We start from the raw sequence: 23,156 nt of genomic DNA on the forward strand, positions 1-23,156 counted from the left end.
GCCCTCGCACGCATTTTCCCCATGACCGTTTCGCTTTCCCTGGATACATCGGCCCTGCCCCTCACGCGGCAGCGCAATCTCGCTGGCCGGGCGATGCTGCTCCTCGCGAGTGGCGTGGCCCTCTGCGCCCTGCTGCCGCTCGGTTTCATCGTGTGGATCGCGATCGAGACCGGTTGGCAGACGGCGCTGGCCCTGATCTGGCGGCCGCGAGTCGGCGAATTGCTCGTCAATACGCTGCTGCTCGAATTCTGCACGCTGCCGCCCGCGATCGGGCTGGCCGTCGCGCTGGCCTGGCTGACCGAGCGCAGCGACATGCCCGGTGCGAAATTCCTGTCCTGGCTTGCCGTCGCACCGCTCGCAGTGCCGGCCTTCGTCCAGTCCTATGCCTGGATCAGCCTGTTCCCGCGTTTCCATGGATTGCCGGCGGCAACGCTGGTCTCGGTCCTCGCCTATCTCCCATTCCTCTACCTGCCGGTCGCCGCGCAGATGCGCCGACTCGATCCAGAGCTCGAGCACGCCGCCGCCTCGCTCGGGCAGTCTCCGGCACGCGTCTTCCTGCGGGTAGTGCTGCCACAATTGCGGCTCGCGGTCTGCGGCGGCAGCCTGTTGGTCGGCCTGCATCTGCTGGCGGAATACGGGCTCTATGCCATGATCCGCTTCGACACCTTCACCACCGCGATCATCGACCAGTTCCAGTCGAGCTATAACGGCCCCGCCGCCAACATGCTGGCCGGGGTGCTGGTGCTGAGCTGCATCGGCCTGATCGGGCTGGAATGGCTGCTGCGCGGCGGCGCCCGTTATGCCCGGATCGGCTCCGGCGCCCCGCGCCCGGCGCCGCGCCGGCAGCTCGGCACCTGGCGATGGCCCGCCATGGCGCTGCCGATCACGCTTGCAGTCCTCAGCCTCGGCGTGCCCGCATTGACCTTGTCGGGCTGGCTCCTGGCCGATGGAGATTCCGTCTGGCAGCAGGGGGCGTTGGCTGCGTCGCTGGCGACGACGCTCGGCTATGCCGCGGCGGGAGCCTTCGCCGCGGTCGCTGTGGCGCTCCCAATGGCCTGGCTCTCGGTGCGGGCACCCGGCCGGGCGACACGCTTCCTGGAAAGCTGCCACAGCTATCCAGGCGCCCTGCCCGGCGTCGTCGTGGCGCTGGCGCTGGTCACCGTGACCGTGCGCATCGCCCTGCCGCTCTATCAGACCGTCGCGACGGTGATCCTGGCCTATGTCCTGATGTTCCTGCCGCGGGCGCTGGTCGGCTTGCGTGCCGGCATCGCGCAGGTTCCCGTCGAGCTGGAGCGCGCGGCGGCCTCGCTCGGCCGCAACCCGGCGCGCACCTTGCTCGCCGTCACGCTGCCGCTCGCCGCCCCGGGCGTCGCCGCCGCGATGGCCTTGGTCGCAATGGGGGTCGCGACCGAGCTGACGGCCACATTGCTGCTCGCCCCCAACGGCACGCAGACGCTGGCAACGGAATTCTGGGCACTGACCAGCGAACTCGACTACGCGAAAGCAGCGCCTTATGCCGTGCTGATGATCCTCCTCTCGCTGCCGATGACCGCGCTGCTGCACGCCCAGGCACGGCGGTCCCTGAACGCATGACCCAGCTCGTCATCTCCAATGTTTCGAAGCGCTACGGCGCCACAGCCGCGCTGGATGGCGTCTCGCTCGCTGTCGAGCCCGGCAGCCGCGTCGCGATCGTCGGGCCATCCGGATCGGGCAAGACCACCTTGCTGCGCGTCATCGCCGGCTTCGAGGCACCCGATGCCGGGACAGTCATGCTGGACGGGCAGTTGCTGGCCGATGGGCCGGCGATCGCACCCGCCCACCGCCGCCCGATCGGTTACGTCACCCAGGATGGAGCCCTGTTTCCGCATCTCGACATCGCCGGCAATCTCGGCTTCGGCCTCGCCCGAGACGAGCCGGATCGTGCCAGGCGGCTGCGCGAGCTGATGGAACTCGTCGAGCTCGACCCCGCGATGCTGACGCGCAAGCCCCATCAGCTCTCGGGCGGGCAGCAGCAGCGTGTCGCCTTGGCGCGTGCGCTCGCCCGCAAGCCTGCGTTGATGCTGCTCGACGAACCGTTTTCGGCGCTCGACACCGGCTTGCGCGAAAGCGTCCGGCAGGCGGTGGCGCGCGTGCTCGCCAAAGCCGGCATCACGACGATCCTGGTCACGCATGATCAGGGCGAGGCCTTGTCCTTCGCCGACCAGCTCGCAGTGATGCGCGAGGGCCGGCTGGCGCAGACCGGCGGTCCCTACGAGCTCTACTGGCGGCCGACCGATATCGAGACGGCGCAGTTCCTCGGCAATGCCGTGCTATTCGAAGCCCGGATCGAGGCGGTCGGCGTCTCCTGCGCCCTGGGGCGCCTCGCGGCCGAAACGGGCGGTCGCAGCGGGCGTGGCACGATCATGCTCCGGCCGGAGCAATTCCAGTTGTCCGCCAGCGGCCCCGGCGTGGAAGCGCGCGTGGAGGACCTCGCCTTCCGCGGCGCTCAGTGCAGCGTCAACCTGCTCATCCGGAACCGGGAAACCGAGATCCGCTTCACCGCGCAAGTCTCCAGCATCGAACCGCCCGAGATCGGCGACACCGTCTTCGTGTCGATCAGGGGTTCCGCATTCCTGCTGCCCGCCGTCTAGAGGCATGCCGCGATCTGGCCAGTGCTTCCGCGCTCGCTCACGCGACAGGTTCCGGGCCTCAGGCAGGGAGCAGCGCCGATGCTCCCGGACGCAAGGCCGTTACGACGACCGACCGATCTTTGCGGGCGCCGTCGCCTTTTCGAAGCGATAGACGCTCTCAGCCAATCCACGGCCGCAGCCGTCAATGGCAAAGACACTGCCCGAGCGCGGCGCTTCCGCCAGTTGCTGGGCCGACAGGCGGATGCGTGCCGAGGTCACGTAGAGCGTCTCGCGATTCGGGCCACCGAAGGTGCAACTGGTCGGGCGCGGTACCGGCAGGCTGATCGTCTGGTCGATCCGCCCGTCCGGATCGAAGCGGATGAGCTGCCAACCGTCCCATTGCGCACTCCAGACGTAGCCCTCGGCATCGACGGTCAGACCGTCGGGAACGCCCATATGGTCGAGGGTCTGAGCGAAGACACGGCGGTTCGCGATCGTCCCGCTCTCGACGTCGAAATCGTAGACGAAGATCGTCCGGGCCAGCGAGTCGGTGAAATACATGCGGCGGTCGTCGGGACTCCAGCCCAAGCCGTTGGAGATGCCGATGCCGCGCTCCAGGCAATGCACCGAGCCGTCGCGGTCGAGCCGGTAGAGGCTACCGGCACCGGGCGCGACGCCCATATCCATGGTGCCAGCCCAGAAACGGCCGCGCGAGTCGCATTTGCCATCGTTGAAGCGGTTGTTCGGCTTGTCGGCTTCGGGGGCGATCAGCGGCGTGGACACGCCCGTTTGCGGGTCGAAGAGGGCGAAGCCCGATTGCGCGGCGAGGACCAAGCCACCGGTCGAGCAAGGAGCGAAGGCGCCGACCAGCTCGCCAAGCCCGACGACATGGTCCGCCCCACTTGCCGGGTCCGAGCGGTGCAGGGCCGGAGCGAGGATATCGACCCAGTCGAGCCGCTTCTCCGCCTCGTTCCAGACCGGGCCCTCGCCAAGGAAAGCCTGAGTCTCGACCACGCAGCGCGCTCTCGTCGTCGTCATCGCAGAACGTCTCGTTTCCGGTTGTGAGAAGGCGGCCTGGCCGGTGATGCGCGCCGCGGCCTTGAGCAGATCGGCCCCGATTTCGTGCAGTCGGTCGGTGGTCAGGCGGAAGGCGGGCGCGACAACCGCCAGTGCCCCGATCGCGCGACCGCCATGGTCGAGGATCGGCGCGGCGACGGAGCGCTGACCCATGGCGAACTCTTCATCCTCGACGGCGTAGCGACGCGCCTTGGCGATATCGAGCTGGGCATCGAGCAACGGCAGCTCGGTCAGGCTACGCGCAGTATACGGAACGAGCTTGAGCCGGGCCAGCATGGCAGGCCGCAGCGCTCGTTCGGCGAAGGCGAGGATCGCCTTGCCGGCGGCGGTGCAGGATGCCGGCAGGATGCTCCCCTCCGCGACGGCGATGCCACCGATCGCGCGCGTCTCCAGCACCTTCGAGCAGACGATGTCGGGGCCATGCGGCAGCGCGACGAAGACCGTCTCGCCGGTCTGGACCTGCAGGCGGACGAGTTCCGGCTCGATCAGCGTCGGCAGGTCGAGATCGGCCTGGGCAAAGCGCCCGAACTCGATCAGCTTCCAGCCGAAGCGGTAGCGGTCGTCGCGGCGCTCGAAACGGACGAGCCCGCGCTCCAGCAGGGCTGCCAGGATACGATGTGCGGTCGCCTTCGGGAGGCCCGAGGCGCGCACGAGCTCGCTGAAGCTGGCCGCCCCACCGGCCTCCGACAATGCTTCGAGCAGGCCGATGCCCTTCTGCAGCGCAGCGGTGCCGCGCGCGGGGTCAGCGTCCCGCGATACCTCGTCTGCAACGTCGATCATCGCTTGCTTGACCTCCTAGGATCGGGCTTCTACGATGTTCTACATAATAAAACAAGTTCTACATTGTAGAACAATTAGGGAGAGCGAGATGACGATGTTCGATCGCCGCGTCGTTCTGGCAGGACTGGCTGCCACGGCAGCAATGCCCGCGGCCGCAGACGCGCAGGCGCCTACCAAGATCACCTATTGGGCCTGGACCGAGCATGTCGCCGCCGCCAATGCGGTGAAGGGCGAGTTCGAGAAGCAGAACCCCGGCATCACGGTCGAGGTCGTCAACCTCAATCCCTTCGACCTGCAGGACAAGTTCCTGGTCGCGCTCGCGGCCGGGACCGGCGGCCCGGATGTCGCCCTGATCCTGCAGCGTCGCTTCGACGGCTATCTGCCGACGGGCGGGCTGCTCGACACGACATCGGCCATGGCACCGCTCAAGGAGAGTTTTCCGGCCAGCGTCTATGCCTCGCTCGGCACCGGCGGCAAGACCTTCGCCGTTCCTTACGACCAGAATCCCGCCGTCTATTTCTACCGGGCGGACATCTTCGAGGCGAACGGCATCAAGGCGCCGCTCGAGACTTGGGATGACGTGGTCGCTGCCGGACGCATCCTGGCCGCCAAGGGCATCTTCATCGGCCATGTCTCGAGCCCGAGCGGTGTGCCGGGCGTCGCCAATCTCGTGCAGTACCTGCAATCGCGCAATGCGCAGATCTTCACGGCGGACGGCAAGCTGATCCGCGACAACAAGCTCGCGCAGGAGACGCTGCAGTTCTATTTCGACCTCGCCCGCAAGGAAAAGATCGTCTTCGAGTCGCGCAACAACGCCCCCGAATTCTTCCAGGCGATCAAGGACAGCAGGATTGCCGGCTATGCCGTGCCCGCCTGGGCGGTCTTCCGCCTGCAGAAGGAGGCGCCGGAGCACGCCGGCAAGTGGCGCGTCATGCCCTGGCCGAAATGGGGCAAGGACCAGCCCCCGACGACCGGGGCCTGGGGCGGCAACGTCCTCGCCATTCCGAAATCCTCCCGCAACAAGGAGGCGGCGCTGAAATGGGCGATGTTCATCGGCGCCAATGAGCTGACTCAGGTGAAAATCTGGCAAGAGGGCCATCTCGTCCCGGCCTTCGCACCGGCGCTGCGCTCGCCCGAACTGCTCAAGGGCGAGGCCTATCTCGGCGGCCAGTCGATCTATGAGGCCGGCCTCAAGGATCGGACGCTCAACGGCTTCAATTATTTCGACTGGGCCAAGGCCGAGGTGATCATCGGCAACCAGCTCGACCTGATGTTCGGTGGCAAGGCATCGCCGGCAGAGACCTGGGCCGAGATCGAGAAGCAGCTCGCCAGCCAGCTCGGCCGCTGACCGGTGAGCCGCCGATGAGCACGCCGACGGCGATAGGAACGGGAAGAGCGGGCTTCGGACCGCGGCTGCGCCGCGGGCTCACGCCCTATCTTTTCCTAGCGCCTTTCTTCCTGACCTTCATCGCCTTCTGGCTCGGACCGATCATCGCCTCGCTGATCTATTCCTTCACCGACTGGAGGGGCTTCGCCTCGCCGCGTTTCATCGGCCTCGGCAACTACAGCAAGCTGTTTTCCGACCCGCGCTTCTGGGTGGCGCTGAAGAACACGCTGTTCTACGGGTTCGCCTATGTGACGATCCTGAACGTCTCGGCCCTGGCGCTGGCGCTCTGCCTCGACAGCGCGTGGCTGCGCTTCAAGAATGCCGTCAAGGTCGGCTTCTTCCTGCCGGTGACGATCAGCCTCGTCGTCGCGGCCGTGATCTTCGAGATGATCTTCGCCAAGGGCGTCGGCCTCCTGAACATCGTGCAGAAGGGTCTCGGGCTGGGCGAGATCGACTGGCTCGGCGACCCACGTTTCTCCATTTGGGCGATCATCATCCTGCGTGTCTGGCGGGCGCTCGGCTATTACGCCGTGATCTATTTCGCCGGCCTCCAGGGCATTCCCGAGGATGTCAAGGAAGCGGCACGCCTCGATGGCTGCAGCCCCTGGCAGGTGACGCGCTACGTCACCTTGCCGCTGCTCAAGCCGGTCATCCTCTTCAGCGTGATCATGTCGACGATCTGGGCGCTCGAGCTCTTCGACGAACCCTGGGTGCTGACCAAGGGCGGACCGGCCGACAGCACGCTGACCATCGTGATCTACCTCTACCAGGCCGGCTTCCAATATGTCGAACTCGGCTATGCGGCTGCAGTCTCCTATGTGCTGACGCTGATGATCGTCGCGATCGCGATCGTCCAGAAGCTCCTTTCCGGGCGGGAGGTCGCATGAGCGAGCCATCCCGGGCGGACGCTCCCACGCCGGGGCTTGCCGCCTATCTCGGCACGCTGATCGTTCTGGCCCTGCTCGCGCTGGTGCTGACGCCAGTGCTGTGGGCGGTGCTCTCGGCCTTCAAGTCGCGCGCCGATATCTTCGCCGGCGATGTCTGGCCGCGCCGCTGGTCGCTGGAGAATTTCGACGAGCTCCTGGCGAAGACCTTCTACCTGCGCTGGATGGTGAACAGCCTCGTTGTGGCGCTCGCCAGCACGGTGCTCGGTTTGCTGTTCTGTTCGCTCGGCGGCTATGCCTTCGCCAAGTTCGACTTCCCCGGCAAGACGGTGATGTTCTGGGTGGTGATCGCCTCGGTCTCGATCCCCGCCTTCACCACGGTGATCCCGCTCTTCGGCTGGCTTGCGAAACTCGGCCTGCTCGACACCTATATCGTGCTGATCCTGCCCTTCGCCGCCAATGCCTTCGGCATCTTCCTGATGCGGCAATATGCGATGGCGGTCCCGAACGAACTGCTCGATGCCGGCCGCATGGACGGGGCCGGCGAGTTCCGCCTCTACTGGAGCGTCGTCTTGCCCTTGCTGCGCCCGGCGCTCGGCACGGTCGGCGTGCTGATCTTCATCGCTTCCTGGAACAGCTACATCTGGCCGCTGGTGATGATGCGCAGCGACGAGATGCTGACCCTGCCGGTCGGCGTCGCGACGCTGAAAGGCGACCAGCTGCCCGAATACGGGATGCTGATGGCTGCATCGGTCCTGTCGAGCGTGCCGATCATCATCGCCTTCCTGATCATGCAGCGCCAGTTCATCGCCGGCCTGACCCAGGGCGCGGTCAAGTAGCCAAGGAGCGCAAGCCGATGGATCTCGGATTGAGCGGCAAGGTCGTGCTGGTGACGGGAGCGGCACGCGGCATCGGGCTGACCAGCGCGCGCCGCTTCGCCGCCGAGGGCGCGCTGGTGATGCTTGCCGACCGCGACGCCGGCACGCTGGCCGAGGCGGCGGCTTCCGTGCCGGGCTCTCGAATGATCGCGGTTGATCTCACCGCGGACGGCACTGCCGATCTGGTACTGGACGCGACGCTCTCCGCCTTCGGTCGCCTCGACGCGCTCGTCAACAATGCCGGCATCAGCGAGCCCGCTCCGATCGCCACGACCACCCCGGAATCCTGGCGCCGGGTGCTCGCGGTCAATCTCGACGCCGTCTACCTGTTGTCTCGGGCAGCCATGCCGGCTCTCGCCGAGAGCAGGGGCGCGATCGTCTCGCTCGCTTCCTTCGCCGGCAAGCGCGGCACGCTGTTCGGCGACAACACCTCCTATTCGACCTCCAAGGCCGGCGTCATCGGCTTTACCCGGGCGCTGGCCATCGAGGCGGCCAAGGTCGGCGTGCGCGTCAATGCCGTCGCGCCCGGCCCCGTCGCGACAGAGCTGATCAAGGCGCTCACGCCCGATCAGCTCAAGCGCGTCACCGATTTCGTGCCGCTCGGCCGCATGGCCGAAACCGACGAGATCGCCGATCTCCTGCTTTTCCTGTCGTCATCGCGTTCGAGCTACATCACCGGCGAGGTGGTGAACGTGAACGGCGGGCTCTACATGGATTGAAGGCCACCATGGCGCTCCCCGACGATCCGCTCACCATCATCGCGACCCGCCACTGGCTGGTCTACATCCCCTTCGACAGCCCGATCGTCTGGGGCTCGGGTAAGCGCACCGGCTCGACCCGGCTGATCGTCGAGGTGACCACCGCCTCCGGCATCAAGGGCTATGGCGAGACGATCGCCTTGCTCGACTTCGTTCCGGTCGTGCTGGAGAAGGTCGTGCTGCCGCTGGCACTCGGTCGCAGCGTCGCCGATGTCGAGCGATTGCACCGCCATGTGCTCGGCGCCGGCTATTACCATCATGAGCGGGCCGTGGTGATGGCACTCGCCGCTGTCGAGATGGCGATGTGGGACGCGTTGGGCAAGCACGCCCGCCTGCCGCTGCATGCGCTGCTCGGCGGTGCCTATCGCCGGAAGATCGAGCTCGCCGCCTATCTCTTCGTCGCCGATCCCAAGCCCTGCGCCGAGACGGCAGCCCGCTTCCGCGACGAGGGTTACACCACCTTCAAGGTCAAGATCGGCCATGACGAAAAGAGCGACATCGCCCTGATGGAGGCTGTGCGCCAAGTCGTCGGCGCCGCGCCGCTGCGGGCCGACGTCAACGGCGCCTGGTCGCCCGGCACCGCACGGCGCCAGCTCGAGAAGCTGAAGGGACTCGATCTCGCTTATGTCGAACAGCCGCTCGTCCTGCACGATATCGCCGGCCATGCCGAATTGCGCCAGGTGCAGACGGTCCCGATCGCGATCGACGAAGGCGCCTACACGCTCGGCGATGTCGGCAATGTCGTGCGCGCCGCTGCCGCCGACGTGATCCTGCTCGATCCCCATGAGGAAGGCGGCATCTGGCAATGCGTCAAGGCCGCAGGCGTGGCCGAGGCTGTCGGCATCCCGGTGACGCTGCATTCGGGCGGCGAGCTCGGCCTGTCGCAGGCCGCCTATCTGCATCTGGCCGCCTCGATCCCGAATATGAACATCGCGATCGACACCGAATATTACTATCACAGCGTCGACATCGTCACCGAAGCCTTCGCGATCCGCGACGGGCGTCTCGACGTCCCGCAGGAGCCCGGCCTCGGTGTGCTGCCTGATCTCGACGCACTCGAACGCTTCCGCTCCAGCAAGGTGATCGGCGCCTATCTCGACCCCGACCGGCCCGGCTGGTTTGCCGAGAAGCCGAAATACTGAAAGAAGCCACCATGCGCTTCCGTGATCGCGAGGTCGTCGTCACCGGCGCCGGGCGTGGCATCGGGCAGGCCATCGTCGAGCGCTTCCTTGCAGAAGGCGCCCGCGTCGCCGCGATTGACCTGGAGCCGCCGGCCGGCCGCGTCGATAGCCGGCACCTCTCCTGGCACGCCTTCGACATCACCGACGAAGGCGCCATCGCAGCCTTCTTCACAGGACGCAACCGCTGCGACGTGCTGGTCAACAATGCCGGCATCCCCGGCGAAGGCGCACTCGCCGCATTGACCACGGACCATTGGAACCGCGTCTTCGCCGTGAACGTCACGGCGCAGATGCTGATGGCACAGGCGGCCATGCCGCTGATGCCGGCGGGATCCAGCATCGTCAATCTGTCGTCGGTCGCTGCCCATCTCGGCTTTGCCGAACGCGCGGCCTATTGCGCCTCGAAGGCGGCCGTGCTCGGCCTGACGCGCGCGTTGGCCATCGAGTTTGCGGGGACGGTGCGTGTCAATTGCCTCTGCCCCGGCACGGTCGACACGCCCTGGATCGCCCGCCTTGCCGGCGAAGGAGACGATCGCGACGAACGCCTGGCCGCGATGGCGGGGCGCCAGCCGATGGACCGCCTCGGCACGCCCAGCGAAATCGCCGCAACCGTTGCCTTCCTCGCTTCGCATGACGCCAGCTTCATCACGGGAGCGGTCATCATGGCGGATGGCGGCATGACGATCGCTGCGAGATGACGCGATGATATCGACACGTCATCTTCGCGAGCTTTGCGCGATCTGTGAGCGGCTAGCCTGGCCTTGCTGACGGTGCCACGCTCTGGACGATGCCCCCGCCCCGTTGCAGCATATTGGATCATATTCTTCCTTAGGGCGCAGCGGAAGTTTCCGATGGAACCGGAAATGGATGACATAAACCGGCACATCGGAGCTCGACTGCGGCTCCTGCGCGGCAAATTGCACCTCTCTCGGGAGAAGGTTGGCAAATGGCTCGATGTCAGCCATCAGCAGATCCGCAATTACGAGAAAGGCACGAACCGGCTGACTGCCGACGCCCTGTTCGTTCTATCGCGGGAAATGAAGGTCGATCCAGGCTTCTTTTTCGAAGGCCTGTTCTTTGGACCTCATTCGGAAAGCAGTCTCACCGACCAAGCCGCAGCGAGTTACATTGCCGAGTCCTCATCGTTCCCAGAAAGTTCGCGACTGGATGAGGCATTCGCCCGGATCCGTTCGCGACAGCAACGCCTGCTTGCCGTCCGGCTCGTCGAAGCGGTGGCTGAGACCGAAGCTGACGGCATGCGCCGGGGATATGGGAGTAGCGCCCCACCTGTTTGATACGGCACTCATTCGAGAAAGTTTCAAAGAGCAAGAAGCCCCGCGTCGTTACCGGCGCGGAGCCTTTTTCGATAGTGCGGTTTGATGGCGAGGGCCTGAAACCACCGACGGCAGCTCTTCATAATCCCGTACCTGGTTGCGCCACTTGCGGACGTTCTACGGCTGCCGACAAGCTGACATTCAGGACAGCTCATTCACATAATCTGCTCATGGCTCGTAGAGAACATTCTCTGCTGGCCATTATCTGCGTCGAGAGCGCACGCCGCTCTTGCGGCTCGCGCCATTGCGCAGCACTTATCGTCACGCGGCTGCCCGCTTCGGCCGGCTGCCGTCCAACAATGTCGAGGCTCGACCATGCTCACCACGGCGCTAACCGCAAGCCGATGAGATGCTGACGTCCCTGCGCTCCCTGTTGATCGGGCTTTGGCTCCTTATCGTCCTCTCCGCGGGCGCGACCGGCTTTCTTTTTGTCTCGTTCTATCGCGAGACGGCGAGCGTCCAAGCCGGACGAGCGCAGGATAGACTGGCCTTGGCGTGCCGTGGCATCGCCGATCGCTACGCGTTCTTTACGTCCGGCTGGCGCGGGCCGTGGCCTGGTCGGACCGACGAGGAACTGCGCCGACAGTTGACGGATCTCGTTCAGCTTGCGCTGGCCCGCTCCCCCGAGATCGAAGGCGGCATCTGGCGCGAAGCCGAGGGCTCGCTCGGCTATGCCTTTCCGACCTACGAAGGAACGGGTCCGAAGACCGACCTGCCGGCGGCGGAACTGCCGACGATCGGCGAGGTCAATGCCGCGGCCGCGAGCACCGGCAAGCCTGCGGCGGTGGAGCGACGGGGGCGTTCGCAAATCCTGCTGCTGCATGCGTGCCCGCTCGGAGGATCCGCCGACGCAGGCCTGACCGGCTGGACGATGACCCGGATCGCCGCCGGCGTGGGGCCCGCCTATGACCGGCTCATGACCGGGTTCGCGGTCCTCGCAGCGACCGTACTGGGCTCCGCGCTTTGGCTGGGCTGGCTCCTGGTCGCGTGGTCACGGCGGATCGCCCGGCTCGAGGCTGACTTGGCGGCCGGCCATGAAACCGATCTTCCTCACCTCTCGCCGACGGGCCTGCCAGAGCTCGACCGCCTCGTGCAGGCGCTTAACGCCAGTGGCGAGAGGTTGTCCGACGCGCGGCGGCGGGCCGCTGGAGCCGAGCGGCTAGCAGCGGTCGGCCGCCTCGTCGCCGGCGTCGCTCATGAGGTCAGGAACCCCGTGGCCGCCATGCGGCTCAAGGCGGAGAACGCTCTCGCCGCGGGAGACGAGCAGCGCCGGAGTGCCGCGCTCGTCTTCATCCTCGACCAGATCGCCAGGCTCGATCGACTGTTGCGCGATCTCCTGACGATGAGCCAGCCGCGCGAGCCCAAGGCGGAGGCTGTAGACCTCGCGCGCTTCCTCGCCGGCATTGTCGCCGCCTTCAGCGATCGTGCAGCCGCGTGCCAGGTGAGCTTGATCGACCGGCTGGATCCGGGTGCCCGCGCCGGATCGCCACCTACCTTCGATGCAGGCGAAATTGGCCGTATCGTCGAGAACCTCGTCGGCAATGCTCTGCGGCATACGCCGGCCGGCGGTAGCGTGGAGCTCGCGGCAGCGAGCCGGGGCGAGAATCTCGTGATCGCGGTGCGTGACGACGGTCCGGGTGTACCGGCCGAGATTCGTGAGCGCGTGTTCGAGCCGTTCGTGACCGGGCATCCGGAAGGCACCGGCCTCGGCCTCGCCATCGCGCGGGAGATCGCCGGTGCCCATGGCGCCGTCTTGCGTCTGCTACCCTCCGATCGGGGTGCCCATTTCGAGCTCGAGCTGCCATGGCATTATCGACCATCCTGATTATCGACGACGAGGCCGGCCTGAGGGAAAGTCTGGAAGAGACCGTGCGCGATCTCGGCTACGACGCTCCGACGGCTGCGTCAGGACGAGCCGGACTCGACCGCCTGCACGCCGAGCCGATCGATGCGGTCCTTCTCGACCTGCGCCTGGGCGGCGCCATGGACGGCCTTGCAGTCCTCAAGGCGATCCGCGCTCTGCCGGCTCCGCCGCCAGTCACGATCCTCACCGCCTATGCCACGGCCCAGAACACCATCGAGGCCATCAGACTCGGGGCCTTCGACCATCTCACCAAGCCGATCGGCCGCGCTGACCTCGCCGACAACCTGAAGCGGATGCTCTCATCGCGGGCCATGGAGCGGGCGGCGCCGGCGGTAGCGGACTCTGCAGAGACCGCTTCCCATTTCACGTTGATCGGACAGAGCGAGCCAATGCGGATGGTGCAGAAGGCCATTGGCATGGCCGCCGACAGCGACACAACCGTCCTCGTCGCTGGCGAGACCGGCACCGGCAAAGAGCTCGTCGCGCGTGCGCTGCACGAGCACAGCAGGCGCAAGCCCAGGCCGTTCATCGCCGTCAACTGCGCCGCCATTCCTTCCGATCTGCTCGAATCCGAGCTGTTCGGGCATGTGAAGGGAGCCTTTACCGGCGCGGCGGCCGATCGGAGCGGCGCGTTCCGCGATGCGGACGGCGGCACGCTCTTCCTCGACGAAATCGGCGACATGCCGCCTGCGATGCAGGCCAAAATCCTGAGAGTGCTTCAGGACAAGATCGTCACGCCGGTTGGGGGACGTTCGACGCAGGTCGATGTCCGCATCGTCGCAGCCACGCACCGCAAGCTGCCCGAACGCGTCGCTCAGGGCCTCTTCCGCGAGGACCTCTATTACCGGCTGAACGTGCTGACCATTCCGCTCGCTCCTCTGCGCGAACGGCTCGCCGATATCGTGCCGCTGGCCGAACATTTCCTGCGCCTGGCGGCGCGTCCCGGCGAGCGACCGAAACGGATGACGGGAACGCTGGCGGCACATCTGCTCTCCCGCCCCTGGCCCGGAAATATCCGGGAACTCAAGAACGCCATCGACCGAGCCGTCGTGATGGCACGGGGCGATACGCTCGATGTTGCGGATATGGGTGATGCGGGCATCGAGCCGGAAGCGGCCGTTCCGCCTGCCGGCTGGCTCGACGGAGACCTGCCCACAGCCGTAGGCAGGCTCGAGGCCGAGATGATCCGCCGCGCTCTTCTCAGTTGCGCCGGGAACCGGACCGAGGCCGCCAGGCGCCTCGGCATCAACCGACAGCTCCTCTACACCAAGATCGAGCGCTACGGCCTCGATGTCGGAGGGGCGTCAGGATCTATGACGGGCACCGTCAGGAATACGGACGGCCGCGAGATCGACTGATCAGGTAAGCCATTGAAAGATAACGACCTGCCTGTTGGCATGCCGGTTGCGGATGATGTGACATCCCGCCGGGCACCCGGCACGACAGCAGGTGAAATCATGACGAACAGAACTCGCTCGGCAGCCACCGCCCTCTTGTTGCTGGCCGGCACGGCGCTCGGGGCCGCCACCGTCTTCGCACAGGTTCGTGGCGGTCTGGCCTATGACACGTCCCAGCTCCCGCAGACCAAGGGCGTGGTCAAGCAATACACGCTGGGCCCGCGTGGCGAGATCGACGGCCTGCTGCTCGGCGACGGAACCGAGGTCAAGCTGCCGCCGCATCTCTCCACCCAGACGGCGTTCGCGCTGCGACCGGGCGATGCGGTCACTGTCCGCGGCCTCAAGGCGCGGGCGCTCCCGCTGATCGACGCCGTCTCGGTCACCAACGACGCGACCGGCGCGGTGGTGCTCGACCAGGGCGGCCCGGAGGAACGTTCGGCCGTAACCGAGGTCATCACAGGCAAGATCGTCGCCGTGCTGCACGGCAAGCGTGGCGAGGTCAACGGAGCGGTTCTCGACAACGGCGCCCAGTTGCGTCTGCCGCCGCATGAGGCGGAGCGGTTCGCGGACCTGCTCAAGCAGGATCAGACGATTTCGCTTCGCGGTGAAAGCACCAAGAGCGCGCTCGGCACCGTCATCGAGGCGACCGCGCTCGGCGCCACGCCTGATCGCCTGGCGCAATTGGACGCGCGTCGTCCCAAGCCGCCGCGTCCGGATGATCGCGCTCCGCCCCCGCCCCCTCCTGGACCGCGCGGCTGAGCTTCCAAAACGTGCCGGCCGCCGTGTTCCGACGCGGCCGGCATCCCCGAAAAGGATTTTCCAATGCCCCATCAGGATATTCACATCCGTGGCACGGTGCGTGATCTCTTCGGCCACCGTTTCACCCTCGAAACCGATCAAGGTCTGCTGTTGGCCGACCTCACGCCGGAAGGCCTCGATCTGATCAGCCTCTCTTCCGGAGACAGCATCGAGATCGCAGGCGAGCGCAAGCCTTCGGAGATCAAGGTTCGCCGCCTGACGCGCGGCGAAATCACGATCGGCATCGCCCCGAAGCCAAAGCCCGGCAAGCATCAAGGCGCCGAGGCGGAAGCCGATCCGGAGAAGGCGATCGCCGCGGTGCGCCAGGCCGGATTCGAACCGAACGGCGAGCCGCGCCGCAAACCGAAGCACTTCGAAATCGATGCGGCGAAGGACGGCAGGCTCTTTGAAATGCACGTCACCTTCGCAGGCGAAGTGAAGCATGCGCGGCCGCGCCCGGACGCCGATTGACGTTAGGGTAAGATTTCGCGGATAGGGCGGGAACCGCCGCACGCTTCGCAGGTTGGAAGCCGCGGTCAGATCGGGTTTCCGTGCTGGGGCTCCCGACAGAATCTCGAACCCTTCGCTGATCCACCGTTCTCGCGTCGATCGTCCGCGCGTTGCGGCACATCTGCCGACAAGGGCCTTGTGCCAGGTCCTCGCCATCCCCCCGGCGCATGCCGGGTGGTTTTCCACTTGTCCCTTCTCCCTGCCGCGAGACGCTCCCATGCCCACGCAAAGCCAATCAGGCGCCTCGGCGAAACCGGGCGAGCGCTCGCCTTCGCGGCGGGCGCTTCTCGGCCTGGACGCCCTGAATTTCTTCCTCGCCGATGTACGCGACGGGCTCGGGCCCTATCTCGCGATCTATCTGATCGCGGTGCGCGGCCCCGAGCACGGCTGGAACGAGGCGACAGTCGGTCTCGTCATGAGCATCGCCGGCATCGTCGGCCTGCTCGCCCAGACCCCGGCCGGAGCGTTGATCGATCGCGGCCGCCACAAGCCGGCAATCGTCATCGCCTCTGCGATCGCGGTAACGCTGTCCTGCCTGGCGCTGCCCTTCATCAGCGATTTCTATCTGGTCGTCGGCACGCAATCGGTCGCCGCCATTGCAGGAGCGATCTTCCCGCCGGCGCTGGCCGCGATCACGCTCGGCCTGGTCGGGCCGAAGATGTTTTCCAAGCGCATCGGCCGCAACGAGGCCTTCAACCATCTCGGCAATGCAGCATCAGCCGCCATCGCGGGTGCGACCGCCTATTTCTTTGGGCCGATCGTGGTGTTCTGGCTCATGGCCGTGCTCGCGGTCTTTAGCATCGGCGCCATGCTGATGGTGCCGGAGAAGGAGATCGATGACGATCTCGCCCGAGGCCTCGACGAGGCCGTCGATGACGAGAAGCCGTCCGGCCTGAAGGCCCTGCTGCAGAACCGCCATCTGATGCTGTTCGCGCTGATCTGCGCGATCTTCCACCTTTCCAACGCCGCGATGCTCACCTCCGTCGGCCAATTGCTGACCCGCGTCGCCGGCAAGGAGCAGGCGACCTCGCTGATCGCGGCCTGCATCGTCGCCGCGCAATGCGTCATGGTGCCCATGGCGATCATGGTCGGCGCCAAAGTCGATGCCTGGGGGCGCAAGCCGATCTTCCTCCTTGCCTTCGGCGTTCTGGCGCTGCGCGGCGCGCTCTATATCGTCTCGGACAACCCGTTCTGGCTGGTGGCCGTGCAGGCGCTCGATGGAGTCGGCGCCGGCATTTTCGGCGCGCTGTTCCCCATCGTGGTGGCGGACCTGACGAAGGGCACCGGTCGCTTCAATGTCTCGCAGGGCGCCGTCGCGACGGTCCAGGGCGTCGGAGCCTCGATCTCCGCCTCGCTGGCGGGTGTGATCATCGTCACCGCGGGCTATTCCGCCGCCTTCGTCACCCTCGCCGCAATCGCGGCCTGCGGACTCGTTCTGTATCTCGTTGTCATGCCGGAGACCCGCGGCTATGAGCCGCCGACCGACCACGACGCTCGCCCGGTGGCGGCGCCGAGCGAAAGAATGGCCTAATCCCGCATGACCGGCTGGACCCTCAACGCGACGCAGATCGCGGCAATCGCAATTTTCCTCGCGACCTATGTCGCCATTGCGGTCGGCCGGCTGCCGGGCTTGCGCGTCGACCGGGCGGGAGCGGCGCTGATTGGCGCGGCTCTCATGGTCGGCTGCGGTGTACTCTCGCTGGAAGATGCCTATCGGGCGATCGACCTGGATACCATCACGCTCCTGCTCGGCATGATGATCGTCGTCGCCAATCTCCGGCTCTCGGGCTTCTTCCGGATGGTAACCGGATGGGCCGCAGGCCGGGCGCGGCACCCGGCGCTGCTGCTATCGGTCGTGGTGATCACGACTGGCGTGCTCTCCGCCTTCCTCGTCAACGATGCGATCTGCCTGGTGATGGCGCCGATCGTCATCACGCTGACCCGCGCGCTCGACCGCAACCCTGTGCCCTATCTCATCGCGGTGGCGCTCGCGTCCAACGTCGGCTCGACGGCAACGATCACCGGCAATCCTCAGAACATGATCATCGGCAATCTCTCAGGCATCTCCTACGGTGCCTTCACCGGCGCGCTGCTGCCGATAGCGGCACTGGGCCTGCTGGTGACGATCCTGCTCGTGCTCGTGCTCAATCCGCGCGAGTACATGACGCGGCAGGCGCTGCGCAGCGTCACCGTCCCCGCCCATTATCACGGCTGGCTCGCAACGAAGGCGGCGCTGGCCTCGGTGGCGATGATCGCCCTGTTCTTTCTCGGCCAGCCGGTGGCGAAGGTCGCGATCTGCGCGGCAGCGCTCCTGCTGCTCACCCGCAGGATCGAGCCGCGCAAGGTCTATGCCGAGATCGATGGACCGCTCCTGCTGATGTTTGCAGGTCTCTTCGTCGTCGTCCGGGGTCTCGAACACGCTGTGTTGACGCCTGACCTGCTGACCCAGGCCGCCCGCCTCGATCTCGGCAATGTGGCTATCCTAACGGGCGTCACCGCTATCCTGTCCAACCTCGTCAGCAACGTGCCGGCGGTTCTGGTGCTGAAGCCTTTCGTCGAGCACCTGCACGATCCGCAGCGCGCCTGGCTCGTCGTGGCGATGGCCTCCACGCTCGCAGGCAATTTCACGCTGCTGGGTTCCGTCGCCAATCTCATCGTCGCCGAGCGCGCCGCCAAGGATGGCATCACCGTCGATTTCTGGACCTATTTCAAGGTCGGCGCGCCACTGACGATCGCCACGTTGGCAGTTGGTGTCCTCGTCCTCTCCCAATCTTCGTAAGCGGCCGATTTTCACATGAGTCATCGAGAGTTTCAGATTCAGCTGCGGCGAGACCTCGTCAGGGCGGCCAAACCAATTTGCGAAATCACGATAAGGTGTCCCGCCACAGGACTTCCCGTGGGGACAAGCGAGACAACAACAAGACTGCCAAACCAGCATGCGCGAGCCAAGCGAACTTTGCGGAGCTGCCCTGCATGCGGTGAATCACATGATTGGACTTCACGCGATGCGTGGCTGATCGAATTGGTTGCGGAAGTCGTAGCCGATAACAAGCGCGATCCGGTATTGATCTAATGAGACGGATTGTCGGACCCAGCCACAGTTCCCACCGCTCCGTTGTGATCTTTGAGGCAGCGCCACGAAGTCGAGCGCAATGCGCCAGGTGCGGGCATTGGGATTCCACCCGGCAGCGGGCGTCAACACATGCAGAGTGCTGACGCGTCGCCGTCGCGAGGCGATTTCATTTTCCAAAAGCGAGTTGAAGACGAACGGTACGATTCTGGCTGATGCTGGTCAGGCATATCAGCAGCCTCACCAGCGCCTCTGCTCCGCTAGAAATAGCGCACATCCTCCGCATCGATGCTGAGCGGATCGCGCCCGCGCTTGTTCAACCAGGAATAAACCGGCGGCACCCGGTCCGCGATCGATTCGATGTGTATGTCGATCAGGCACGGCCCTTCTGAATAGGCGAACGCGCTTGTCAGTGCGGCATCGAGTTCCTCGGAATTCGTCGCCGTCCAGGCCTTCACGTCGAAGGCCTCGGCGATCGCCTGGCCACGCGGCGGCGTGAAATCGACGCCGAAGCACTGGTTATGGCCCTTCAGCCGGTGGAGGCCCTTGATCCAGCCGAAAGTGCCGTTGTTGAACAGCAGCAGGATGGCGGGCACCTGCAGACGGACGAGCGTTTCCAATTCGCCGACCGACATGCCGAAGGAGCCATCCCCGAACATGCCGATGGGCCGCCGCTCCCTGTCCGCGAACCAGGCGCCGACGGTGGCGGGCAGCGCCGAACCGAGGCCGCCGAACGCGCGCGGGATCGCGAAGCGCGTCCTGCGATCCCTGAGCTTGAGAAACCGCGTCATATGGGGTGTCGGAGTGCCGGCATCCGAATAGATGAAAGCCGGCTTGCCATAGAGTTCCAGCGCCTCGTTGAAGCAGCGAACGGCGCGCTCCGGACGAAGCGGCGTGGCTTCCGAGCTCAACAGGGTTTCGGCATTCGCCCAGAAATTTGCGCGCAGATCGTTGAGTTCGTCGACCCATCCCTGCGTCCTGCCGGCATCGACCTCGGCAGGAACCAGATCGATCAGCCGCTCCAGGACGAGGCCGGCGTCGCCCTGGACCGAGACGACGTTCTCGTAGTTGTTCGCCATGACCTCCGGGTCGATATCGATCTGGGCGACGCGCTTGTTCAGCGTGATCTTCGGGAAGGTCCAGCCGATCGTCACGACCGAGCCCATGCGCGAGCCGATGAAGAGCACGAAATCGGCATGTTCCAGCGCCCAGTTGGCATGGGGGTGGAAGCCGTTATCGCCGATGACGCCGACCGCAAGGCGGTGGTCGTCCGGCATGGTGCCCTGCCCCGTCATCGTCGTGCAGACCGGTACGTTCAGCCGCTCCGCCAGCTCCGTCACCTGCGGGCCGGCGCAAGAGCGATTGACCCCGCCCCCCGAGACGATCAGCGGGCGCTTGCTCGCGGTCAGCAAGGACATGATCGTGTCGAGCTTCCCCGGGGGAGGCAGCGTCGGATATGCCGGAAATTCGAGGCACTCGCTCTCGACATGCAAGGAGATCCGGTCCGGATCGACCTCCGCCAGCAGCATGTCCTCGGGGATCTGCAGGTGGACCGCGCCCGGCTTGCCGGAGCAGGCGACGCGGAACGCACGGCGGATGATCTCCGGCAGCTTCTCGGCCGATTTCACCTGCACCGACATCTTGGTGACCGGCTCGAACAGGCGCGCGCAGTCAAGCTCAGTCAGGACGCCGCGCCCTTCGCCAGGCAAGGGGATGTCGATCGTCAGCAGGATGACGGGGACCGAGGAACCGTTGGATTCGGCGACGGGCGGCAGCGAATACATCGCGCCCGCGCCCGACGGGCATTCGAAGACGCCGGGCTTCCTGGTGAAGCGGCCATAGGCATCGGCCATATAGCCGGCAGAGCGCTCGTCGCGCGCCATGACATGGCGAATGCGGCCTTCCCGCAATTGCAGGGCCTCGTAGAACGGCACGTTCGTGTCGCCGGGAACGCCGAATACGACTTCGACGCCGTAGCCGATCAGCATCTCGACCAGGATATCTGCACCACGCATTGTCTCGTCTCCTGAAAAGCAAGGGGATTGGGCCGATCGGCGCGATGGCGGCATCGGCAATGCCGGAGCGACCGGCAGGGACCGAGCCGCTATTCGCAGGCGCTCACGCCTGAAGCCGGAAGCGACGCGGCGAAAACACCGCGATATCAGGCGCATCCGGCAGGCCGGCGACATGCTGGGCGACGATGCGCCCCGTCGCCGGCCCTGCGGCGAAGCCGACATGGCCGTGTCCGAACGCGTAGAAGATGTCGGGCGAGCAGGATGAGCGGCCAATGACCGGCAGGCCGTCAGGCGTCGATGGCCGATGGCCCATCCATCGGTCGACCGACTTCTCCTGAGTGCCGGCGAGCGCAGGATAGGTTCCGCGCGCATGTGCCATCAGAATATCGACGCGACTCCAGTTCGGCGGCGCATCCAGCGATGCCAGCTCGACCTGGCCGGAGAGCCGCAGCCCGGCGGCTGTCGGCGTGTTCGCCATCTTGCCGTCGCTTGGCATCACCGGATGGCGCGGGCCACCGGTGCCCAGGGCGATGACGCCATGATAGCCCCGCTCGCTTTCCAGCGGGATGCGATCGCCCCCCGAGTGCGCGAGGCGCTTCGACCAGGCCCCAGCCGCTATAACGACCCGGTCGCAGGCGATCACGCCGCTATCGGTGCGTACGCCGCGGACGCGTGTTCCGTCGCGGAGAATCTCGCGCGCCGTCGCCCTGACGACCTCGGCGCCATGGGCACGCGCCGCCGCCACGATCGCCGCGATATAGGCGGCCGGGTCGATGCAATGCGCGCCGTCCTCGGCCAGGACGCCGAAGGTGTAGCGCTTGTCGAGATCGGGCTCCCGTGCGGCCAAGGCCCCCGCGTCGAGCTCGCGCCATCGCAGCCCGGTCATACGTCGCAGATGCCAGGACAGGCCTTCCGCCTCGAAGGCCCGCCTGTCGGGATAGGCATAGAGCAGTCCTTCGCGCCGGATCAGGTCGGGCGTGCCGATCTCGCGGCTCAATGCTTGATGGCGTTCTGGACTGTCGTGGAGCAGCCGGCTCAGCGCTCTGGCCGTCGCCTCGACGCGCGGCACGGACGAGCCTGCCCGGAGGAAGCGCAGCAGCCACGGTACGAGCCGCGGGAAATGACGCCACCGGATGACGAGCGGGCCATGCGGATTGAGCAGATATCCCGGGACCTTCTTCCACAAGCCGGGCATCGACATCGGCACGACCGAAGCCGGGCTGATCCAGCAGCCATGGCCATAGCTGGCGGATTGCCGCCCCGCCGGCTCGCCACTGTCCATCAAGGTGACGGCATGGCCCGCGCGCGCCAGTTCCAGCGCGCAACAGGCACCGACGATGCCGCTGCCGATGATGACACAATGCGTTGGAGCGACGCCGGGCATGAGCCGCTTCCTCCCAGTCTTCAGGCAATAGCTCTCTTCTCCGCTCGCGACGAAGGCCGCGAGCGGTTGGGACGAGCCGTGATGGATTTCAGTCGAGCGTCAGCGTTCCGCGAGAACGCGTGCGTTCGATCTCAGCGATCTCTCGGACACGCGAATCCCCAGGCCAGGGCCGTCCGGAACGACGACCTCGCCATCGCGGTTCGCGATCTTCTCCTCCAGCACGTCCTCGGTGAGAACGTGATGCGGCATGTAGAATTCGCAGCCGAGCGAGATGCCCGGCGTGGCAGCGATGAACTGCGTGCCGGCGGCCAGCGCGATGCCGCCTTCGTAGAGCGTACCGCCATAGCCGGGCAGGCTCGCGAGATCGGCCAATGCCATCAGCGCCTGCGCGTTGAGCATTCCGCCCGCCTTCATGAGCTTGACCGAGATGGCATCCGCCGCCTGCAACCTGATCACCTCCTGCAGGTCGCGCATGTCGAAGCAGCTTTCGTCGGCGAGGATTGGCGTATCGAGATCCGCAGCGAAGGAGGCCATCGCCGTCAGGCAATCCCGCGGCACCGGCTGCTCGATGAAGGTCGGCTTGAACTGGTCGACGTCGCGCAGCTTCTTGATCGCGCCGAACGGCTGGAGCGCCTGATTGTAGTCGATGCGAAGGTCGATCGTGTCGCCGAAGGCATTTCGCATGGCTTCGAGATGTGCCACGTCCTCCTGATGGCTCTTCACGCCGGTCTTGACCTTGAAGATGCGGTTGCCCTTCGGGACCATCTCCTCCATCCGGCGCATGTCCGCGTCGAAATCCGGGTCCGCGATCGAGAAGGACAGCGGGATCGTGTCGCGAACGCGCCCGCCGAGCAGGGTGGCGATCGAGAGGCCCGACGCCTGGCCCAGGATGTCGAGCATCGCGGTTTCGACCGCGAGCTTGGCCTCGCCATGGCCGACGAGCGCCTTCTTCATCTGCAAGGTTAGCGCGCGGATGCGGTCGACCCGCGCGCCGATGACGAGCGGACGCAGATAGATGTCGAGGGCGGCGAGCGCGGCCTCCGCCGTGCCGGTGAACACCTCCCAGGGCGCGGCCTCGCCCCAGCCGACGATCCCCGAAGACGAGGTCAGCTCGAGCAGCACGCGCTTGACCGTGCCCTTGACGTCGCCGACGCCCTGTTGCCGCTGCATCTTGATCGGGCTTTCGATCAGGAAGATGCGCAGGTTTGTGATGGTTTCCATCGTCTCAAG

19 protein-coding genes are annotated in these 23,156 nt (G+C 66.1%); 15 read left to right on the forward strand and 4 right to left on the reverse strand.

The window, feature by feature from the left end:
* The first annotated feature begins 93 nt into the window (after positions 1–93).
* A complete protein-coding gene (locus tag Q0Q36_RS10360; protein WP_293797966.1) occupies positions 94–1,593 on the forward strand; it encodes an iron ABC transporter permease in 1,500 nt (499 codons plus the stop codon).
* Positions 1,590–2,630: an ABC transporter ATP-binding protein gene (locus tag Q0Q36_RS10365; protein WP_293797918.1), complete on the forward strand. Its 1,041-nt coding sequence runs from the start codon at positions 1,590–1,592 to the stop codon at positions 2,628–2,630. The genes Q0Q36_RS10360 and Q0Q36_RS10365 overlap by 4 nt, the downstream gene beginning before the upstream one ends.
* Before the next feature lie 99 nt (positions 2,631–2,729).
* Here the strand turns inward: Q0Q36_RS10365 and Q0Q36_RS10370 are convergent, their stop codons facing one another.
* Complete coding sequence (locus tag Q0Q36_RS10370) at positions 2,730–4,466, reverse strand: SMP-30/gluconolactonase/LRE family protein (RefSeq protein ID WP_293797919.1); 1,737 nt, start codon at positions 4,464–4,466, stop codon at positions 2,730–2,732.
* Positions 4,467–4,554: 88 nt separating this feature from the next.
* On the opposite strand from Q0Q36_RS10370, the gene Q0Q36_RS10375 reads away from it, so the two are divergent.
* From Q0Q36_RS10375 to Q0Q36_RS10435, 13 genes are all read left to right on the forward strand, one after another.
* A complete protein-coding gene (locus Q0Q36_RS10375; protein WP_293797920.1) occupies positions 4,555–5,814 on the forward strand; it encodes an ABC transporter substrate-binding protein in 1,260 nt (419 codons plus the stop codon).
* A gap of 14 nt (positions 5,815–5,828) precedes the next feature.
* Positions 5,829–6,740 carry a carbohydrate ABC transporter permease gene (locus Q0Q36_RS10380; RefSeq protein WP_293797921.1) on the forward strand — a complete coding sequence of 304 codons (912 nt, stop codon included), beginning with the start codon at positions 5,829–5,831 and terminating at the stop codon, positions 6,738–6,740.
* A complete protein-coding gene (locus Q0Q36_RS10385; protein ID WP_293797922.1) occupies positions 6,737–7,576 on the forward strand; it encodes a carbohydrate ABC transporter permease in 840 nt (279 codons plus the stop codon). Before Q0Q36_RS10380 ends, Q0Q36_RS10385 begins: the two co-directional genes overlap by 4 nt.
* 17 nt (positions 7,577–7,593) lie before the next feature.
* Entirely contained in the window at positions 7,594–8,334 is a 741-nt protein-coding gene (locus tag Q0Q36_RS10390) for an SDR family NAD(P)-dependent oxidoreductase (protein ID WP_293797923.1), read from the forward strand.
* An 8-nt stretch (positions 8,335–8,342) separates the two neighbouring features.
* Complete coding sequence (locus tag Q0Q36_RS10395; protein WP_293797924.1) at positions 8,343–9,515, forward strand: mandelate racemase/muconate lactonizing enzyme family protein; 1,173 nt, start codon at positions 8,343–8,345, stop codon at positions 9,513–9,515.
* A gap of 11 nt (positions 9,516–9,526) precedes the next feature.
* A complete protein-coding gene (locus Q0Q36_RS10400) occupies positions 9,527–10,252 on the forward strand; it encodes an SDR family oxidoreductase (protein ID WP_293797925.1) in 726 nt (241 codons plus the stop codon).
* A gap of 153 nt (positions 10,253–10,405) precedes the next feature.
* Positions 10,406–10,849 carry a helix-turn-helix transcriptional regulator gene (locus Q0Q36_RS10405; protein ID WP_293797926.1) on the forward strand — a complete coding sequence of 148 codons (444 nt, stop codon included), beginning with the start codon at positions 10,406–10,408 and terminating at the stop codon, positions 10,847–10,849.
* A gap of 388 nt (positions 10,850–11,237) precedes the next feature.
* Entirely contained in the window at positions 11,238–12,713 is a 1,476-nt protein-coding gene (locus Q0Q36_RS10410; RefSeq protein ID WP_293797927.1) for a HAMP domain-containing sensor histidine kinase, read from the forward strand.
* Positions 12,692–14,110 carry a sigma-54 dependent transcriptional regulator gene (locus tag Q0Q36_RS10415; RefSeq protein ID WP_293797928.1) on the forward strand — a complete coding sequence of 473 codons (1,419 nt, stop codon included), beginning with the start codon at positions 12,692–12,694 and terminating at the stop codon, positions 14,108–14,110. Before Q0Q36_RS10410 ends, Q0Q36_RS10415 begins: the two co-directional genes overlap by 22 nt.
* Before the next feature lie 99 nt (positions 14,111–14,209).
* Positions 14,210–14,908, forward strand: coding sequence for a hypothetical protein (locus Q0Q36_RS10420; protein ID WP_293797929.1), 699 nt, complete (start codon positions 14,210–14,212; stop codon positions 14,906–14,908).
* Between the two features lie 63 nt (positions 14,909–14,971).
* Entirely contained in the window at positions 14,972–15,418 is a 447-nt protein-coding gene (locus Q0Q36_RS10425; RefSeq protein WP_293797930.1) for a hypothetical protein, read from the forward strand.
* A gap of 256 nt (positions 15,419–15,674) precedes the next feature.
* Positions 15,675–16,988 (forward strand): MFS transporter, encoded by a 1,314-nt coding sequence (locus Q0Q36_RS10430; protein ID WP_293797931.1) that lies wholly within the window; start codon positions 15,675–15,677, stop codon positions 16,986–16,988.
* Between the two features lie 6 nt (positions 16,989–16,994).
* Entirely contained in the window at positions 16,995–18,236 is a 1,242-nt protein-coding gene (locus Q0Q36_RS10435; protein ID WP_293797932.1) for an anion transporter, read from the forward strand.
* Positions 18,237–18,787: 551 nt separating this feature from the next.
* Here the strand turns inward: Q0Q36_RS10435 and Q0Q36_RS10440 are convergent.
* The 3 genes from Q0Q36_RS10440 to Q0Q36_RS10450 all read right to left on the reverse strand — a co-directional run bounded on the left by Q0Q36_RS10440 (position 18,788) and on the right by Q0Q36_RS10450 (position 23,147).
* The gene (locus Q0Q36_RS10440; protein WP_293797934.1) at positions 18,788–20,542 is read right to left on the reverse strand and encodes a thiamine pyrophosphate-binding protein; all 1,755 of its coding nucleotides are present in this window, start codon (positions 20,540–20,542) and stop codon (positions 18,788–18,790) included.
* A 103-nt stretch (positions 20,543–20,645) separates the two neighbouring features.
* Complete coding sequence (locus Q0Q36_RS10445; protein ID WP_293797935.1) at positions 20,646–21,926, reverse strand: FAD-binding oxidoreductase; 1,281 nt, start codon at positions 21,924–21,926, stop codon at positions 20,646–20,648.
* A gap of 99 nt (positions 21,927–22,025) precedes the next feature.
* A complete protein-coding gene (locus tag Q0Q36_RS10450) occupies positions 22,026–23,147 on the reverse strand; it encodes an enolase C-terminal domain-like protein (RefSeq protein ID WP_293797936.1) in 1,122 nt (373 codons plus the stop codon).
* Positions 23,148–23,156: the final 9 nt, after the last annotated feature.

Source organism: uncultured Allobosea sp. (assembly GCF_945957345.1).
GTDB lineage: Bacteria > Pseudomonadota > Alphaproteobacteria > Rhizobiales > Beijerinckiaceae > Allobosea.

Excerpts from the sequence above, each read along its gene's own strand:
- Q0Q36_RS10420 (WP_293797929.1), top strand. The coding sequence starts at position 14,210 with ATGACGAACAGAACTCGCTCGGCAGCCACCGCCCTCTTGTTGCTGGCC.
- Q0Q36_RS10410 (WP_293797927.1), top strand. The coding sequence starts at position 11,238 with ATGCTGACGTCCCTGCGCTCCCTGTTGATCGGGCTTTGGCTCCTTATC.
- Q0Q36_RS10365 (WP_293797918.1), top strand. The coding sequence starts at position 1,590 with ATGACCCAGCTCGTCATCTCCAATGTTTCGAAGCGCTACGGCGCCACA.
- Q0Q36_RS10380 (WP_293797921.1), top strand. The coding sequence starts at position 5,829 with ATGAGCACGCCGACGGCGATAGGAACGGGAAGAGCGGGCTTCGGACCG.
- Q0Q36_RS10450 (WP_293797936.1), bottom strand. The coding sequence starts at position 23,147 with ATGGAAACCATCACAAACCTGCGCATCTTCCTGATCGAAAGCCCGATC.
- Q0Q36_RS10440 (WP_293797934.1), bottom strand. The coding sequence starts at position 20,542 with ATGCGTGGTGCAGATATCCTGGTCGAGATGCTGATCGGCTACGGCGTC.
- Q0Q36_RS10370 (WP_293797919.1), bottom strand. The coding sequence starts at position 4,466 with ATGATCGACGTTGCAGACGAGGTATCGCGGGACGCTGACCCCGCGCGC.
- Q0Q36_RS10430 (WP_293797931.1), top strand. The coding sequence starts at position 15,675 with ATGCCCACGCAAAGCCAATCAGGCGCCTCGGCGAAACCGGGCGAGCGC.
- Q0Q36_RS10360 (WP_293797966.1), top strand. The coding sequence starts at position 94 with ATGCTGCTCCTCGCGAGTGGCGTGGCCCTCTGCGCCCTGCTGCCGCTC.
- Q0Q36_RS10415 (WP_293797928.1), top strand. The coding sequence starts at position 12,692 with ATGGCATTATCGACCATCCTGATTATCGACGACGAGGCCGGCCTGAGG.
- Q0Q36_RS10375 (WP_293797920.1), top strand. The coding sequence starts at position 4,555 with ATGACGATGTTCGATCGCCGCGTCGTTCTGGCAGGACTGGCTGCCACG.
- Q0Q36_RS10445 (WP_293797935.1), bottom strand. The coding sequence starts at position 21,926 with ATGCCCGGCGTCGCTCCAACGCATTGTGTCATCATCGGCAGCGGCATC.
- Q0Q36_RS10425 (WP_293797930.1), top strand. The coding sequence starts at position 14,972 with ATGCCCCATCAGGATATTCACATCCGTGGCACGGTGCGTGATCTCTTC.
- Q0Q36_RS10390 (WP_293797923.1), top strand. The coding sequence starts at position 7,594 with ATGGATCTCGGATTGAGCGGCAAGGTCGTGCTGGTGACGGGAGCGGCA.
- Q0Q36_RS10385 (WP_293797922.1), top strand. The coding sequence starts at position 6,737 with ATGAGCGAGCCATCCCGGGCGGACGCTCCCACGCCGGGGCTTGCCGCC.
- Q0Q36_RS10395 (WP_293797924.1), top strand. The coding sequence starts at position 8,343 with ATGGCGCTCCCCGACGATCCGCTCACCATCATCGCGACCCGCCACTGG.
- Q0Q36_RS10400 (WP_293797925.1), top strand. The coding sequence starts at position 9,527 with ATGCGCTTCCGTGATCGCGAGGTCGTCGTCACCGGCGCCGGGCGTGGC.
- Q0Q36_RS10435 (WP_293797932.1), top strand. The coding sequence starts at position 16,995 with ATGACCGGCTGGACCCTCAACGCGACGCAGATCGCGGCAATCGCAATT.
- Q0Q36_RS10405 (WP_293797926.1), top strand. The coding sequence starts at position 10,406 with ATGGAACCGGAAATGGATGACATAAACCGGCACATCGGAGCTCGACTG.